Raw genomic sequence first — 16,434 nt, forward strand, 5'->3', positions numbered from 1 at the left:
GAGTTCAGTTCGAACAGACATAAATAGATCGTCATAGAATACCTAAAGGAGAGGTGCACAACAATAGCGGAAATTCTGGATTATTCCTAAGGAGGTCACCATGGCAAAACAGAAAGCCGGTTATGAGGAGATGTTTGAGGATGTTCTCGAAGCCCTCAAACATAGCCCGGAAGAAGTCAACCATGTGTTAGAGACATCAGGTAAGGTGGTCGAGGCGGCGAACGATTTAACTAAAGACGAATTGGCGCTGGTTTCCGCCTATGTCAAATCAGACTTGAAGGAGTTTGCCGACAACTATGACCGCTCGAAAAGCAGCCCTTTCTATCTGATGATTGCAGACTCGATTTGGCAAGGCTTGCTTGAGATAACCGATCGAACCAAAGTGGAGTGGGTGGAGCTATTTACAGACTTGGAGCACCAAGGACTTTATCAGGCCGGTGAGGTGATAGGGCTTGGGGTGTTGGTCTGTGACGATTGTGGCCACAAAACCGAATACAACCACCCCACTACTATCATTGCTTGTACTAAATGCGGTTGCAAAGGCTTTACGCGGCAAGCGCTACAACCTTAACCGCGTGGTTGTTTTACTGAGTGATGGGGCGTTCGCACCGTTTTGAAGACAGAAACGCCCCCAACAGGCTCAATGCCGCCCAGCAATACAATGGCCACGTACCCCATTGATGATACGGCGTTTGCCCTGTGGTGGAAACCACTTGTGCAGTGAGCACTGCGGTTTCAAACTGCGGGATTTGCGCGGTGATCTTTCCTTGATAGTCTGTTACCGCCGTGACGCCATTATTGGTCGAACGAATCACAGGCTTACCCAGTTCTAACGCACGCATTCGTGCGATTTCCATGTGTTGCAGCGGGCCAATCGAGTGACCAAACCACGCGTCATTGGAGAGAGTCAAAATGAAGTCGGTCTCATCGTTCACGTTTTGCCTTACTTGGTCGTTAAAGATGATCTCATAACAGAGCGCGGGCGCGAAATGGCGACCGTTGGCGTACACGTTGGGTTGGATAAACGCGCCGCTACTGAAAGAAGACATCGGCAGATTAAAGAAAGGAGCCAGCGGGCGTAGTATCTCCTCAAAAGGCACGAACTCACCAAAGGGTAGAAGATGATGCTTGTGGTAGCGATCGCTGAGATCATAACGGTACTCATCACGCCCAGACTTACCTAAGGTCAAGATGCTATTGAAGAACTGACGCTGCTCACCCATATTGACGACGCCGGTGATCACGGCGCTGTCGTTCATCTTCGCCGCTGAGTCTAAGTTGGAGAGAAAAGAGGCGATTTCAAATTCAAACGCAGGAATCGCCGCTTCTGGCCAGATGATGATATCGGCATTCCAGTTTTCACGGGTCAAATCGGTGTACTTCATCATGGTCGGCCAACGTTGACTCGGAACCCATTTGATTGCTTGGTCAATGTTGCCCTGAATCAACGCAAAACGAGTGCTGCTATCTGGATTTGGCGTTACCCACTGTGCACTGCGCAGACCGAAGCCTGTTGCGAGAATGACAAGGGGAACCCACAGGATTGACCATTGGCGGCGAAGCCATGCAAAGGCTAGGGCACTCGCGCTTAACACACACAAAAGGGTAATCAGCTCAACGCCACCTAGCGGGGCGAACTGGGCAAGCGGGCTATCGATTTGACTGTAGCCGAGCCACAACCATGGAAAGCCAGTCATTACCCAGCCTCGTAACCAATCCATAATCAGCCAAAGAGCCGGAAAGGCAAAGAAATAGCGGCGCCTTGAGAGTGCAGGAAACCACTTATTTATCAGGTAACAGGCGAGTGCCGAATAGAGAGCGAGATAGCCGACCAACAGCGCCATTAAAAACAGACTGGCGATTTTGGGCATGCCGCCGAAGGTATCAATACTGACATGCACCCAGCTGATGCCGGTGGCAAATTGACCAAGTCCCCAAGCATAACCAATCGCAAAACTGCGTTTACTCGACTGCTGGTGGATGAGAAGCAGCAGCAGTGCAGGGCTGATAATCGCTAAGGGCCACAGTTGATAAGGTGCAAAAGCAAACGTGGTTGCGGCGCCAACAAAAACGGCCGCGAACGGCCGTTTTAGGCGATGAATGAGGGGATTCATCATGGATGTGATCTCTAATACTACTCTTGAGTAGGCTCAGGTTGAGCGTCTTCTTCTGGGATAGTCACTTGAAGTTGCAGTACGCGGCGGTTGTCCGCGGCGGTGACTTTAAAGCTGTAGTTGTCGATTTCCAGCACTTCCCCTCGTGAAGGCAAGTGACCGAACGCCGTCATGACTAAGCCTCCTACAGTATCGACTTCCTCATCGCTGAAAGAAGTGCCGAATGTGGTGTTAAAGGTTTCGATCGTTGTCAGCGCCTTCACCGCAAAGGTGTGTTTGCTTAACTTGCGGATATCGATCTCTTCCTCATCGTCGAATTCATCTTCGATTTCACCGACGATCTCTTCCAAGATGTCTTCGATCGTCACCAATCCAGACACACCACCGAATTCGTCGACGACAATCGCCATGTGGTAACGCTCTTCACGAAACTCTTTAAGGAGTCGGTCAACGCGTTTACTTTCAGGAACAACCACCGCAGGGCGGATCACTTCCTCAATGTTAAATGGCGAGCTGTCAGAGCCTAAGTATTTTAATAAGTCCTTCGCTAGTAGGATGCCTTCAACGTGGTCTTTGTCTTCACTAATGACAGGGTAGCGAGAGTGCTGCGCATCGGTAATCAGCATCACTAGCGCATCCAAATCGTCATTGCGGTCAATAGTGACCATCTGAGAGCGAGGCAGCATGATATCACGCACTCGCATCTCGGAAATCTCCATGACACCTTCGAGCATGTCGCGGGTGTCATGGTCAATTACGTCGTTTACTTCCGAGTCGCGGAATACTTCCACTAACTCTTGGCGATCTTTTGGGTCGCCCTGGAAGATTTGGCCCAGGCGTCCGAAGAAGGACTTTCTACTCGGACCTTCAGATTTTTCTTTCTTACCTTCTAAGGCAGAGGGAGAATTGTCGTCGTTCATTGTTTCTCATTTTAGTCACGCTACCAAAGTGTGGTAGCTCACATGGCACTCGCGCTCATGGAGGTGATTGAGCGTCGAGTGACGATGCTGAGTGCCGAAAGCCGACACTCAATCTTCCATTTCATAAGGATTGGCGATGCCCATTTTGTCTAGAATTTCAATTTCCAGTGACTCCATTTCTTCGGCTTCGTCATCCTCAATATGATCATAACCTAGCAGATGCAAGCTACCATGTACAACCATATGCGCCCAATGTGCCATCAAGGGTTTACCTTGTTCATTGGCTTCTTGTTCAACCACTTGGCGACAGATAATCAGGTCGCCCAGCAAATCCATCTCGATACCCGGTGGTGCTTCGAAAGGAAAAGACAACACATTGGTTGGCTTGTTTTTGCCGCGATATTCGTGATTGAGCTGTTGGCTCTCTTCACTATCTACGATGCGAATCGTCACTTCCGCATCCGGTTGAAAAAGGGTGACCGCGGCGTTTAGCCATTGGCTAAACTGCTCGAATGTCGGTAGACCCGTTTCTTGTTCGACCGCGAGTTGCAGATCGAGTTCGATACTCATGACTCTTTACTCTCAGTCGAAGGGGTAATGTGCGCCTGTGGCGCAGACGCGACCTGAGTTTCGAGCAGTTTCGCTTCGCGCTCTTCACGGCGACGCTTTTCATACTCTTTGCGCTCTTTTTGATCTTGCGCTTCCCATTTTTCATAGGCGTTGACGATACGAGCGACGACAGGGTGGCGAACCACGTCATCAGACTGGAAGAAGTTAAAGCTGATCTCCTCAACGTCACTGAGCACTTCAATCGCATGACGCAGGCCAGACTTCGCGCCGCGTGGTAAGTCGATTTGCGTGACATCACCGGTGATCACAGCCCGTGAGTTAAAGCCGATACGAGTCAAAAACATTTTCATCTGTTCGACTGTGGTGTTCTGGCTTTCGTCGAGAATGATAAACGCATCATTCAAGGTTCGGCCGCGCATGTACGCAAGCGGCGCCACTTCAATGACATTACGTTCAATCAGTTTCTCGACCTTCTCAAAACCGAGCATCTCAAACAGCGCATCGTAAAGTGGGCGCAGATAAGGGTCGACTTTTTGGCTCAAATCACCCGGCAGGAAACCGAGCTTTTCACCGGCTTCGACCGCAGGACGCGTGAGTAGAATACGGCGAATTTCTTGGCGCTCTAATGCGTCGACTGCAGCGGCGACCGCAAGGTAGGTTTTACCCGTACCGGCAGGGCCAATACCAAAGCTGATGTCGTGCGTCACCATGTTGACGAGATACTGGGCTTGGTTTGGCGTACGTGGTTTGATTACGCCCTTCTTCGTTTTGATGAAGACTTCTTTGCCATGCTCAATATTCGACTCAAGATTTTGCTCAAGGACGCCCGTTTCTTTGATCGCAAGATGGATTTCGTCAGGCTCAATATCAGGAATGGTGCCACGTACTGGCGCCGTGTTGACGTAGAGTGTTTTGACGATTTCAAGCGCTGCCGCGGCAGTATGAGGCTTACCTACGATGGTAAAAAAGTTGCCTCGGTAGCTGATCTCTACCCCTAAACGTCGCTCAAGGTGTTTGATGTTGTCATCGAATGGACCGCATAGACTGGCGAGTCGGCGGTTATCTGAAGGTTCTAGATCGATTTCTAGCGTAACGATTTTATTGCTCAAAGTTGCCTCACATAATTGGCCATTTAAGAAAGCCCGATTGAGACCGGGCTTCCAATGGCGACAGTTCCTATTACTAAGATGGCTACTTAGTTAGGCATTTTCAAGACTAAGGCGTAAAGGTTGCTACACCTAGCTCATCTTCGCGTTTGGTTTTTGCCATCATCTGTGTCGGTGAAATGACGCTGCGCAGATCCATCTCTTTCTCTGTGCGGATGATTTCACCACGTAGCGAGTTGGCAAACACGTCAGTGATCTTAACATCAACAAACTGACCGATCAGTTCGGCGTTGCCTTCGAAGTTCACCACTCGGTTGTTCTCTGTACGAGCGCGAAGCTCCATTAGATTCTTTTTCGATGGCCCTTCAACTAGCACACGTTGCTCAGTGCCAAGCATCAAACGCGAATAGCGCATCGCTTGACTGTTGATCACTTGCTGCAATTCGTAGAGGCGCTCTTTCTTCTCTTGCTCGGAGATATCACACGGGTAGTCCGCCGCTGGTGTACCAGGACGTGGTGAGAAGATAAAGCTAAAGCTCATGTCGAAGTCGACATCTTTAATCAGCTTCATGGTGTCTTGGAAGTCTTTGTCTGTTTCACCTGGGAAGCCGACAATGAAATCTGAACTGATTTGAATGTCAGGACGCGCTTTACGTAGCTTGCGAATGATCGATTTGTACTCGATAGCAGTGTGCGGGCGCTTCATCATCGTCAAGATACGATCGCTGCCGCTTTGCACGGGTAGGTGCAAGAAGCTAACAAGCTCTGGCGTGTCTTCATAAACCGCGATAATGTCATCGGTGAACTCGAGCGGGTGGCTGGTTGTAAAGCGGATGCGATCAATGCCATCGATCGACGCGACCAGACGGAGCAATTCAGCGAAGCTGCAAATCTCACCATCATGAGTAGGGCCACGATAGGCGTTTACGTTTTGGCCAAGCAAGTTGACTTCACGTACGCCTTGCTCCGCTAACTGGGCGATTTCAAACAGCACGTCATCCATAGGACGGCTGACTTCTTCACCACGGGTGTATGGCACCACGCAGTAGGTACAGTATTTCGAGCAACCTTCCATGATAGAGACGAACGCCGTTGCCCCTTCAGCGCGAGGCTCAGGCAGACGGTCAAATTTCTCAATTTCTGGGAAGGAGATGTCCATCACTGGCGCATCATCGGATTGCGACTGCTTGATCATTTCTGGCAAGCGATGCAGAGTTTGCGGGCCAAAAATGACGTCAACGTAAGGAGCACGCTCACGGATGTGGTCGCCTTCTTGAGTGGCAACACAGCCACCAACGCCAATCACCACATCTGGCTTTTTATCTTTCAACGTTTTCCAACGGCCGAGCTGGTGGAAGACCTTTTCTTGCGCCTTCTCACGGATAGAACAGGTGTTCAGTAGCAACACGTCTGCTTCGTCTGGTTCTTCTGTGAGTTCATAGCCGTTTGCGGCATTCAGGAGATCGGCCATTTTTGATGAATCGTACTCGTTCATCTGACAGCCCCAGGTTTTTATTAGCAGTTTCTTACTCATGTTGTTCGCTCGATCGTTAGTTTAAATTAAGGGAGCAAATCGCCCATTGGTTCCAGTTGGCCAAGGTATTGAGTGACTCAATTGGCCGATTTTTCACCGCCTGTGCGGCGTTAAGCGGCGTATTGTACTGCTTTCAATGGCGAGTGACCAGAAGCAATTCTAGCCTAGTGGTTACAAGGGTTTGCCCGTATCCCCATCAAGGTTTTTAGTTACAAATTGGCACTCAAACCGTACAATCGAAAATAGCCTTTGAATCAATACGATGAAGTACAAACTATGAACAAGTATGATGTGGCCGTGATTGGCGGAGGAATGGTAGGCGCAGCTGTCGCGCTCGGGTTTGCGGAGCAAGGTCGACGTGTCGTGGTGATCGAAGGGAAGGCACCGACACCGTACGCACCGCAACAAGCGATGGATGTCCGCGTCTCCGCGATATCGAATCATTCGGTTGCCCTGCTTGAATCGCTAGGGGCATGGCAAGCCATTCAGTCGATGCGCGCCTGTCCTTATAAACGTCTAGAAACGTGGGAACATCCCGAATGTCGAACCCGCTTTCACAGTGACGATGTCGCTTGTGAACAATTGGGCTACATCGTTGAGAACCGCATCATTCAACTGGGGCTCTGGTCGCAGTTCTCGGCATGGCCGAATCTGGCGTTGCGTTGCCCAGTGACGGTCGAGCACATCGAATATGGCTCAGTGAATCAAGTGACGCTATCAGACGGAGAGGTTGTCGAAGCCGGGCTGATTGTCGGGGCCGATGGTGCTCATTCTCGCGTCAGACAGAGTGCAGGTATTGGCATCACCGCTTGGGACTACAGGCAGCATTGCATGCTGATTAATGTCAAAACCGATCTCCCTCAACAAGACATCACTTGGCAGCAATTTACGCCGTCGGGACCGCGCTCATTTTTACCTCTATGTGGTCATCAAGCCTCTCTGGTCTGGTACGACACACCAAAGCGTATTCGTCAGTTAAAGGCGATGACGCCGCTTCAACTTGCCAGCGAAATAAAGACTCATTTTCCCGCTGAGCTTGGCGGTATTGAGGTGATCCAGTCTGGCTCATTCCCGTTAACTCGCCGCCATGCTCAGCGCTACTACACGGCCCACTGTGTCCTGATTGGGGATGCCGCGCACACCATCAATCCACTGGCAGGGCAGGGGGTGAATCTCGGCTTTAAAGATGTGGAGGCTTTGCTGAACGTGACGCGCGATCATGAAGAGATTCTTTTGTCGCACTTAGCGCAATATGAACGTCGTCGTCGACCTGATAATTTGCTGATGCAAACCGGGATGGATCTGTTTTATAAAGGGTTTAGCAATGACAAGGCACCGCTTAAGTGGATAAGAAATGCGGCGCTGAAAGTGGCAGAACACTCTGGCCCCATTAAGCATCAAGTATTGCGTTATGCGTTGGGTATGGACGCTTCACTCTAGGCCGGAAAACAAAAAACGCAGCGTAAAGCTGCGTTTTGTTATTCTCGTGACACTAATTACTTAGTCACACGTAGAACAGGTGTTTCACCAACAGTGACAGAACCAGACAGTTTGTTCAACTCTTTGATTTCATCCATGTTAGAAATAACAACAGGTGTTAGCGTTGATTTTGCTTTTTCTTCTAGAAGTGCTAGATCGAACTCAATGATAGTGTCACCAGCTTTCACTGTTTGACCTTCTTCAGCGATACGCTTGAAGCCTTCGCCTTTCAGTTCAACGGTATCGATACCGAAGTGAACAAAAAGCTCAACACCATCGTCAGATTCGATAGAAAACGCGTGGTTTGTTTCGAAGATCTTACCGATAGTACCGTTTACAGGAGCAACCATTTTGTCGCCTGCTGGTTTGATTGCAATACCGTCGCCAACGATTTTCTCAGCGAAAACCACATCAGGCACGTCTTCGATATTTACGATTTCACCAGAAAGTGGCGCGATGATCTCGATTGCACCAGCGTCAGCGCTGTCATCTGATACTAGCTTCTTAAGTTTGTCAAACAGACCCATTGTGTCATGCTCCTAACGTTTAATTTAATTCTGTCGAATTATAGTATACCAATCTCACGAGATAGACGACTATTTTTAGTCGTCTATCTCCTTCTTACCTAAACAGATTCGTTCATTACAAACGCCTGATTAGGCAACAAGGCTCCCCCCAGATCGGAGATTGGTATTAGCCGGTTATAGTGATTTTTCAGCGATGAACTTATCAACTACCGCTTCAATTTCAGCCGCTGTTGGTAGAGACAGTGCCTCTTCCGCCATTGCTTTCACTTCCGCGTAGTTTGAGTTACGAATCACTTTCTTCACTTTAGGAATAGAGATGCCGCTCATTGAGAACTCATCCAGCCCCATACCTAATAATAGTAGCGTTGCGCGCTCATCGCCCGCTAGCTCACCACACATACCTGTCCATTTGCCTTCCGCGTGCGATGCATCAATGACTTGCTTGATGACCGTAAGAACCGCTGGTGACAGTGGGTTGTATAGGTGAGAAATCATTTCGTTACCACGGTCTACCGCGAGTGTGTACTGGGTAAGATCGTTGGTACCGATTGAGAAGAAGGCCACTTCTTTTGCAAGGTGTGGTGCAATCGCTGCCGCTGCTGGTGTTTCCACCATGACACCGATTTCGATCTCTTCATCAAATGCCAGACCTTCTGCACGAAGCTCTGCTTTGTATTCTTCAATCGCCGCTTTCAGTTCACGAATCTCTTCTACAGAGATGATCATTGGGAACATGATGCGCAGCTTACCGTGTGCAGATGCACGTAGGATGCCACGCAGCTGGTCGCGTAGGATTTCACGACGGTCTAGGCTGATACGTACAGCGCGCCAACCCAAGAATGGGTTCATCTCTTGTGGGAGATCCATGTACGGTAGGTCTTTGTCGCCACCAATATCCATAGTACGGATGATAACGGCTTCGCCGTTCATCGCTTCTGCCACTTCTTTGTATGCTTGGTACTGCTCTTCTTCTGTTGGTAGCGCATCGCGGTCCATGAACAAGAACTCAGTTCGGTACAGACCAACGCCTTCACCGCCATTGCGCAGTACGCCATCACAGTCTTTCACTGTACCGATGTTGCCGCACACTTCGACGCGGTGACCATCTAGAGTTTCAGCGTGAAGATCTTTCAGTTTTGCCAGTTCTTCTTTTTCAGCGAGGAATGCGGCTTTAACAGCTTTCGCTTCTTCTAGCTCTGCGTCAGATGGGTTGACGACAATCTTGTTGTTCATTGCGTCAAGAATCAGCATGTCGCCGTTCTTCACTTTCTTGGTAATGTCGTTGGTGCCCACGATCGCTGGCAATTCAAGTGAACGTGCCATGATTGAAGTGTGAGAAGTACGACCACCGATATCACAAGCAAAACCCAGTACATAGTTAAGGTTGATCTGTGCTGTTTCTGATGGAGTCAGATCGTACGCAACTAGGATGACTTCTTGGTCTATATCGCTAAGAGAGACAATATTGATGCCCAGTGCGTTTTTCACAAAACGTGTACCGATATCACGGATATCTGTCGCACGCTCTTTGAGGTATTCGTCGTCTAAAGATTCAAGTGCTGCTGCTTGCTCTTCAATCACAGTGTGAATGGCATTGTCCGCATGCATCTTGTCATTTTTGATCAGCGCTAGGATTTCTTCTTCTAGCTCTTCGTCTTCAAGAAGCATGATGTGACCTTCAAAGATCGCTTCTTTTTCTTCACCGAAGGTTTCTAGTGCTTTCTGCTTGATGGTTTCAAGCTGAGCCGCTGATTTGTCACGTGCTTCAAAGAAACGTTTTACTTCAGCGTCGACTTGATCGTCAGAAATAGTGTGAGTGTTTAGGACAATTTCATCTTCTTGAAGGAGTAGTGCTTTACCGATAGCAATACCTGGAGATGCTAGGATGCCTGAAATCATAGCCTTACCTTAAATTGGTCAACTTTTAAACGGGAGAAATGGGTGTGCTAACGTTTATGTGTAGCTTAATCTTGGTGCTATTTCCAATATGATGGGATAGTTCGGCGCAAACGAGGTGGCCTGTTCATCGACCGGATCAAATTGGTATAAAGCCATTTTGCGTTGGCAAAATGGCTTTAATCAATAGCAGACCGATTAGTGTAGTTGGTCCATTAGAGCAACTAGGTGGTCAACTGCTTTCTGAGCCTGTGGGCCTTCAGCAGAGATAGTGACTACAGTACCTTTCACTAGGCCTAGAGTTTGTAGCTTAAATAGGCTCTTAGCGCTTGCACTTTTACCGTTAGAAGTCACAGTGATGTCCGCGTCAAATGCTTTTGCTTCTTTCACGAACTGTGCAGCTGGACGAGTGTGAAGACCGTTTTCTGCTGTGATTTCTACTTGCTTCTCGTACATGTTGTATACCCCAATTGATTTATTTTTAGATAGTTTATTAATTAGAAACAGCTTAACTCGGATTAAACGGTTGCGCTAGGCGACAGACGTTGTTTTCGTGTCAGAACTGATACTAGTTGTATACTAGGTGCCGCGTGGTCAGTCTTTGCTGTTTTTCGCCGCAACTATAAAATCGTTTTAATGTTTTATTTTGATGCTAGAAATAAAACATCCCGATATTACCAAAGGTGGAGCCAGGATCAACAAAAAAGCCCCTGAACGGGGCTTTTTTAGACGAAAAATTGATTTCACCACATATTACTGTTGGTTCTCTTTCTCGGTGAAGATGCCTGCAAATAGCGCTGAGCTTAGGTAACGCTCACCCGAGCTTGGCAATACAGTAACGATGGTTTTGCCTTCAAATTCAGGAAGTTGAGCAAGGCGGTTTGCTGCAACCACTGCCGCGCCTGACGAGATACCCGCAAGGATACCTTCCTCTTCCATAAGACGACGAGCCATCTCAATTGCTTCTTCAGAAGTCACGGCTTCCACGCGGTCAATCAACGCTAAATCGAGGTTGCCTGGAATAAAGCCAGCGCCAATGCCTTGGATTTTGTGTGGTGCTGGTTTGATTTCTTCACCCGCGAGCGCTTGTGCAATCACAGGCGATTCCGCTGGCTCTACCGCTACGGAAACAATGTTTTTACCTTTTTCGCCTTTGATGTAGCGGCTTGTACCTGTGATGGTACCGCCGGTACCTACGCCTGCAACGAAGACATCGATTTCACCGTCTGTCGCGTCCCAGATTTCTGGACCAGTGGTTTTTTCGTGAATCTGTGGGTTAGCTGGGTTGTTGAACTGCTGAAGAAGCAGGTACTTGTCAGGGTTGCTCGCCACAATCTCTTCAGCTTTGTTGATTGCACCTTTCATGCCTTTCGCTGCTTCAGTTAGCTCTAGGTTCGCACCTAGGGCTTTCAGCAGTTTACGACGCTCTAGGCTCATCGACTCAGGCATCGTTAGGGTTAATTTGTAACCACGCGCCGCCGCGACGAAGGCAAGAGCAACACCGGTATTACCACTGGTTGGTTCAACAAGTTCAACGCCCGGCTTTAGCTTGCCTGCTTTCTCAGCTTCCCAAATCATGTTCGCGCCGATACGACACTTAACACTGAAGCTTGGGTTACGCGCTTCGATTTTAGCCAAGACTTTGCCGTTGCTCACTTTGTTAAGGCGAACAAGAGGGGTATTACCAATAGTCAGTGAATTATCTTCGTAGATTTTGCTCATGATGTAGTCCTTCATCGAAATATTGGCAGCGTGTTTGTCACGCCACCAATCATGTTCTATTTAAGTTTAACCCGATAGAGATTAGGTCAGGGTAAAAAACTAGAAAAGGATTAAAAAGTTATATGATATGAACTTGATAAACTCAGTTTCTTGCTTTGAACTCGGTCACCCACATCGATGTCGCACCGCACACCGCGACAGGCATAACGATCAGGTTCAAAATAGGAATGGTGGTGAACACGGAGACCAGCGCACCAAAGGTATAGGCTTTGCTTTGTTTTTGTTTCAAATTGTGTCGCATGTCATTAAACGGCACCTTGTGATTATCGAACGGATAATCGCAGTACTGAATCGCCAGCATCCAAGCGGTAAACACAAACCACAGAATGGGGCCGAGCGTCTGGCCTAAGGCTGGAATGAGCAGCAAAATAAACAATCCAATGGCTTTGGGCAGAACGTAGAGCAGTTTGCGCCATTCTCGTGCCAATACACGCGGCACATCCTTAATAACGCTGAGCATGCCATCGTCACTGATCTTTTGCCCCGTTAGGTGCTCTTCCACCTTTTCCGCGAGCAGGCCATTGAACGGCGCTGCGATAAAGTTCGCTAAGGTGCTAAAGAAGTAGGAGAAGGTCGCCAAAATCGTGAGCACCAGTAACGGCCACAGAAGATAACTCAACCAAGAGAGGAAATCGGGTAGCTGACCAATCCACTCTGCAATCCAACTATCCAGATGAGAGAAGAGATAAAAGAGCGCGCTTCCGACCAAAATAATGTTGGCGAGGAGAGGTAAAAGGACAAACTGACGAATGCCGGGTTGCAGAGTGAGTTGCAAACCGTGGAAAAAATAACCAAATCCGGTTTTTGACTGTTGAGTGTTGTTCATGAAAATGTGCCTAACAGGGTTTTATGGTGTGTTAACAAGGAAAAGCGTGTTCAAAATCACATCATTATGGGAACTTCTAACATTAAGTTGTTCTAAAACCTATGAGAGTTTTGGTAGAGTAACTCAAATCAGATTATTTGAAACCAGTTTGGCTGATTTAGCAGCTGAATGATTGAGAGTGAAAGATGCAGGAATTGCGATTTGTACTGATCATTGTGGGCGCTTTGGCCATTGCCGCGCTGCTGTTCCACGGATTATGGACAAGCAAAAAAGAAGGCAAAACAAAATTTGGCAACAAGCCAATTGGAAAACTGGCGACGCCAGAGCAAGACGAATCCGTACCCGAGCGCTCTTTTGCTCCCGAAGATGATTTTGAGATTGTTCGCGTGACTAAGACCAGTCGCAACACCAGCAATAAATTTGCTTCAGACTCCGGTGAGACAATGGATGATCCTCTGCTAAGTGACCCGCTTCTCGACGTCGACGCATCCATCAGTGACTCAACGTTTTCAAGCGATTCCACTCGAGATGAGCCAACCTTTAGTGAGTGGAAAGACGATTTGGTAGAGGAGTCTCAAACCACTCCGCTGCAAGATACTCCCCGTCAAGCGCCAGCGGAAGAGCTAGACATTCCCTCTATGTCTGCAAAGCCTCAAGAGCCCCGTGATGTGAGCTCTGTCTCCACCACAGAATCCGCGCCGACCGAGATTGATGATAGTGATGACGAAGATGAGATGCAGGTGATTGTCATCAATGTGCATTGCGCTGGAGAGACGCCATTTGTGGGTACCAAGCTGTTTGATAGCATGCAGCAAAATGGGCTGATTTACGGTGAAATGGACATTTTCCATCGTCATGCGGATCTCTCTGGTACCGGCAAAGTGCTGTTTAGCGTTGCCAACATGATGCACCCTGGCACACTCAAGCATGATGATCCTGCAACATTCACCACTAAAGGGATCTCATTCTTTATGACATTGCCGTGCTACGGTGATAGTGAACAAAACTTCAAGTTGATGCTGAAAACCGCGCAGCAAATTGCCGATGATTTAGGCGCCAACGTGCTGGATGATGCGCGTAATCTCATGACGCCGAACCGACTTGATGCGTATCGCGCTCAAATCAAGGCATTTAAGCTCGCACAGCAACCCTAGTCAGCAAAACAAAGCGTGCTACCATAAAGGCTCCTGATGCGGAGCCTTTTTCGTTTTACCTTATTTGCTTTAGAGTCACTGATTCATATTGGATTAAGATCAAAGGCAAAGGCCCTGCAAGTGGCCAAGATATAGAGCAGAGAGACTGATGTCCCAAGAAATCAAACAGAAAATTGAGGCCCTTCGTAGTGCGCTTCATCATCATGGCATTAAGTACTACGTGGAAGATAGCCCGGAAATCCCCGATGCAGAATACGATCGTATGATGCGTGAGCTTATAGAACTAGAGCAACAGCACCCTCATTTGCGAACACCCGATTCGCCGAGCGCTCGGGTCGGGGGCATGGCCTTATCTCAGTTTGAGCCTGTGACCCACGAGATCCCAATGTTGTCGCTCGACAATGCGTTTGATGACAGCGAGTTAGATAGTTTCTACAAACGCATGACCGATAGACTGGCGGGCCAAAGCGTGGCTGCGTTGTGCTGTGAACCAAAATTGGATGGCTTAGCAGTCAGTTTACTTTATGAAAATGGCGTGCTAACCCAAGCGGCGACGCGGGGCGACGGTGCGACGGGGGAAAACATCACCGACAACGTTCGCACCATCAAAGCGATTCCACTTAAACTGCGTGGTGAAGGTTGGCCTGCGCGTATTGAAGTTCGTGGTGAGGTGTTCATGCCTACCGCTGGTTTTGAGCGGTTCAATGAGCAGGCGAAAGCCAAAGGGGAGAAAGTGTTTGTCAATCCGCGTAACGCGGCGGCAGGCAGTTTACGCCAGTTAGACTCTAAAATAACCGCGACTCGCCCTCTTAGTTTCTATGCCTATAGTGTCGGCGTGGTGCAAGGTGCGACCCTGTCTTCGAGTCACTACCAGCGCTTTATTCAACTCAAAGAGTGGGGCCTACCCATGTGCCCTGAGGTGCGTTTGGTAGAGAGCATGGAAGAGGTGAAAGCTTACTATCAGGACATTCTCACTCGCCGCCAAACCTTGCCGTATGAAATCGACGGTGTGGTGATCAAGGTCGATGATGTGGCGCTTCAGCAGCAACTCGGTTTTGTCGCACGTGCGCCGCGCTGGGCGATCGCCTACAAGTTCCCGGCGCAAGAAGAGATCACGGTACTCAATGACGTTGAGTTCCAAGTCGGGCGGACGGGCGCGATAACACCCGTCGCAAAGCTTGAACCTGTGTTTGTTGGTGGCGTGACGGTGAGCAACGCTACTCTGCACAATGCTGACGAGATCGCGCGTCTTGGTGTCATGATTGGTGATCAGGTGGTGGTTCGCCGCGCTGGGGATGTGATTCCACAAATCGTCTCTGTGGTCGAAGCTAGCCGCCCTCTTGATGCAAAAGTGATCGAGTTTCCGAGTGCTTGCCCTGTGTGTCACTCCCATGTTGAGCGCGTGGAAGGCGAAGCGGTAACGCGCTGTAGTGGCGGATTAGTATGCCAGGCGCAGCGCAAAGAAGCCTTGAAGCATTTTGTCTCACGTAAGGCTTTGGACGTCGATGGACTTGGCGTCAAGGTGATTGAGCAGTTGGTTGACAAAGAGATGGTGACAACGCCTGCTGATCTGTTCAAGCTCTCTGCTGGTGTACTGACAGTGCTGGATCGCATGGGGCCTAAATCAGCGCAAAACGTGGTCGACGCACTGCAAAAATCGAAATCCACCACATTACCAAGATTCCTCTATTCACTGGGGATTAGAGAAGTGGGGGAAGCGACGGCTGCGAACCTAGCGATGCATTTTAAAACGTTACCCGCGATCAGCGAAGCGACCTTGGAACAGCTGATAGAAGTTCCAGATATTGGCCATATTGTCGCGAGTCACATCTTGGCGTTCTTCTCTGAGGAGAAAAATCAGCAAGTGGTCGAGGATTTGTTAGCGCAAGGGATACATTGGCCGGATATCGCTGAACGTGACGAGGATGCGCCCGCGCCTCTGGCCGGTAAAACAGTTGTACTAACTGGGTCACTTTCTCAGTTGACACGCAGTGATGCAAAAGCGGCACTGCAAACGTTAGGCGCGAAAGTGACCGGCAGTGTGTCCAAAAATACCGATATTCTGTTTGCTGGTGAAAACGCAGGATCTAAGCTCGCCAAAGCACAAAATTTAGGTATCGAGATCAAAACAGAACAAGACCTACTTGATTTGATGAAATAACCTCGCACAGCCAAGCACCTATTTATTGAAGCCCTTAGTGATTTCGCTAAGGGCTTTTTGTTTGTCTCGTATTATCTACCTTCCGCCGACTTCAATAATCGCAATAATTAGTCAGTGATCTTGTTCATAGTCTTATGTTCGAATCTTACAATGAAGATAATTTGCGAGTGATCTCACGCCTATTGATGTTGTTTGTTATTTAAGTTGTTGATTTTGTTTGTTTTAGTTAACTTGGCCTGATAAAACAAAAAATGAGAGGTGGATCTTGTCCATTAATGGAACTTTGCTATTGCTCATATTTTTTTAGAAAAAAATTAAGTTCCATTTGGATATTTTTAGTCGCGAAGTTAGCCTGAGTTCATGGA

Annotated in this window: 14 protein-coding genes; 4 read left to right on the forward strand and 10 right to left on the reverse strand. The window is 48.6% G+C overall.

Annotation, left to right across the window (positions count from 1 at the left end; genetic code table 11):
- Positions 1-100 precede the first annotated feature (100 nt).
- The gene (locus AC6R0S_RS13990) at positions 101-571 is read left to right on the forward strand and encodes a zinc ribbon-containing protein (protein ID WP_487903195.1); all 471 of its coding nucleotides are present in this window, start codon (positions 101-103) and stop codon (positions 569-571) included.
- A 13-nt stretch (positions 572-584) separates the two neighbouring features.
- Here AC6R0S_RS13990 and lnt read toward each other — a convergent pair whose 3' ends face one another.
- From lnt to miaB, 5 genes are all read right to left on the reverse strand, one after another.
- Positions 585-2,117: an apolipoprotein N-acyltransferase gene (gene lnt / locus AC6R0S_RS13995; protein WP_500638155.1), complete on the reverse strand. Its 1,533-nt coding sequence runs from the start codon at positions 2,115-2,117 to the stop codon at positions 585-587.
- A 17-nt stretch (positions 2,118-2,134) separates the two neighbouring features.
- The gene (corC, locus tag AC6R0S_RS14000; RefSeq protein WP_334555150.1) at positions 2,135-3,034 is read right to left on the reverse strand and encodes a CNNM family magnesium/cobalt transport protein CorC; all 900 of its coding nucleotides are present in this window, start codon (positions 3,032-3,034) and stop codon (positions 2,135-2,137) included.
- 108 nt (positions 3,035-3,142) lie between these two features.
- The gene (ybeY, locus tag AC6R0S_RS14005) at positions 3,143-3,604 is read right to left on the reverse strand and encodes an rRNA maturation RNase YbeY (RefSeq protein WP_500633900.1); all 462 of its coding nucleotides are present in this window, start codon (positions 3,602-3,604) and stop codon (positions 3,143-3,145) included.
- The gene (locus tag AC6R0S_RS14010; protein ID WP_500633899.1) at positions 3,601-4,713 is read right to left on the reverse strand and encodes a PhoH family protein; all 1,113 of its coding nucleotides are present in this window, start codon (positions 4,711-4,713) and stop codon (positions 3,601-3,603) included. Before AC6R0S_RS14010 ends, ybeY begins: the two co-directional genes overlap by 4 nt.
- Positions 4,714-4,819: 106 nt before the next feature.
- Complete coding sequence (miaB, locus tag AC6R0S_RS14015; protein ID WP_500633898.1) at positions 4,820-6,244, reverse strand: tRNA (N6-isopentenyl adenosine(37)-C2)-methylthiotransferase MiaB; 1,425 nt, start codon at positions 6,242-6,244, stop codon at positions 4,820-4,822.
- A 276-nt stretch (positions 6,245-6,520) separates the two neighbouring features.
- Between miaB and AC6R0S_RS14020 the strand changes: the two genes are divergently transcribed.
- Positions 6,521-7,684, forward strand: coding sequence for a 2-octaprenyl-3-methyl-6-methoxy-1,4-benzoquinol hydroxylase (locus tag AC6R0S_RS14020; protein WP_500638156.1), 1,164 nt, complete (start codon positions 6,521-6,523; stop codon positions 7,682-7,684).
- Positions 7,685-7,740: 56 nt separating this feature from the next.
- On the opposite strand, the gene crr is transcribed toward AC6R0S_RS14020, so the two are convergent.
- From crr to cysZ, 5 genes are all read right to left on the reverse strand, one after another.
- Positions 7,741-8,250, reverse strand: a complete 510-nt coding sequence (gene crr / locus AC6R0S_RS14025; protein ID WP_334555155.1) for a PTS glucose transporter subunit IIA — start codon at positions 8,248-8,250, stop codon at positions 7,741-7,743.
- A gap of 174 nt (positions 8,251-8,424) precedes the next feature.
- Positions 8,425-10,149, reverse strand: coding sequence for a phosphoenolpyruvate-protein phosphotransferase PtsI (gene ptsI / locus AC6R0S_RS14030; protein WP_500630682.1), 1,725 nt, complete (start codon positions 10,147-10,149; stop codon positions 8,425-8,427).
- Between the two features lie 195 nt (positions 10,150-10,344).
- On the reverse strand, positions 10,345-10,602 hold the full coding sequence (locus tag AC6R0S_RS14035) for an HPr family phosphocarrier protein (RefSeq protein ID WP_334555157.1): 258 nt from the start codon (positions 10,600-10,602) through the stop codon (positions 10,345-10,347).
- A gap of 297 nt (positions 10,603-10,899) precedes the next feature.
- Positions 10,900-11,868 carry a cysteine synthase A gene (cysK, locus tag AC6R0S_RS14040; protein WP_500628830.1) on the reverse strand — a complete coding sequence of 323 codons (969 nt, stop codon included), beginning with the start codon at positions 11,866-11,868 and terminating at the stop codon, positions 10,900-10,902.
- Between the two features lie 142 nt (positions 11,869-12,010).
- Complete coding sequence (gene cysZ, locus AC6R0S_RS14045; protein ID WP_500630681.1) at positions 12,011-12,754, reverse strand: sulfate transporter CysZ; 744 nt, start codon at positions 12,752-12,754, stop codon at positions 12,011-12,013.
- 185 nt (positions 12,755-12,939) lie between these two features.
- Here cysZ and zipA point away from each other — a divergent pair, with 185 nt between their 5' ends.
- Both zipA and ligA read left to right on the forward strand, forming a co-directional pair.
- Complete coding sequence (gene zipA, locus AC6R0S_RS14050; RefSeq protein WP_500638157.1) at positions 12,940-13,908, forward strand: cell division protein ZipA; 969 nt, start codon at positions 12,940-12,942, stop codon at positions 13,906-13,908.
- A gap of 148 nt (positions 13,909-14,056) precedes the next feature.
- Positions 14,057-16,069, forward strand: coding sequence for an NAD-dependent DNA ligase LigA (gene ligA, locus AC6R0S_RS14055; protein WP_500638158.1), 2,013 nt, complete (start codon positions 14,057-14,059; stop codon positions 16,067-16,069).
- Positions 16,070-16,434 lie beyond the last annotated feature (365 nt).

Source organism: Vibrio sp. R15-SG3-ISO1B (genome assembly GCF_059833835.1).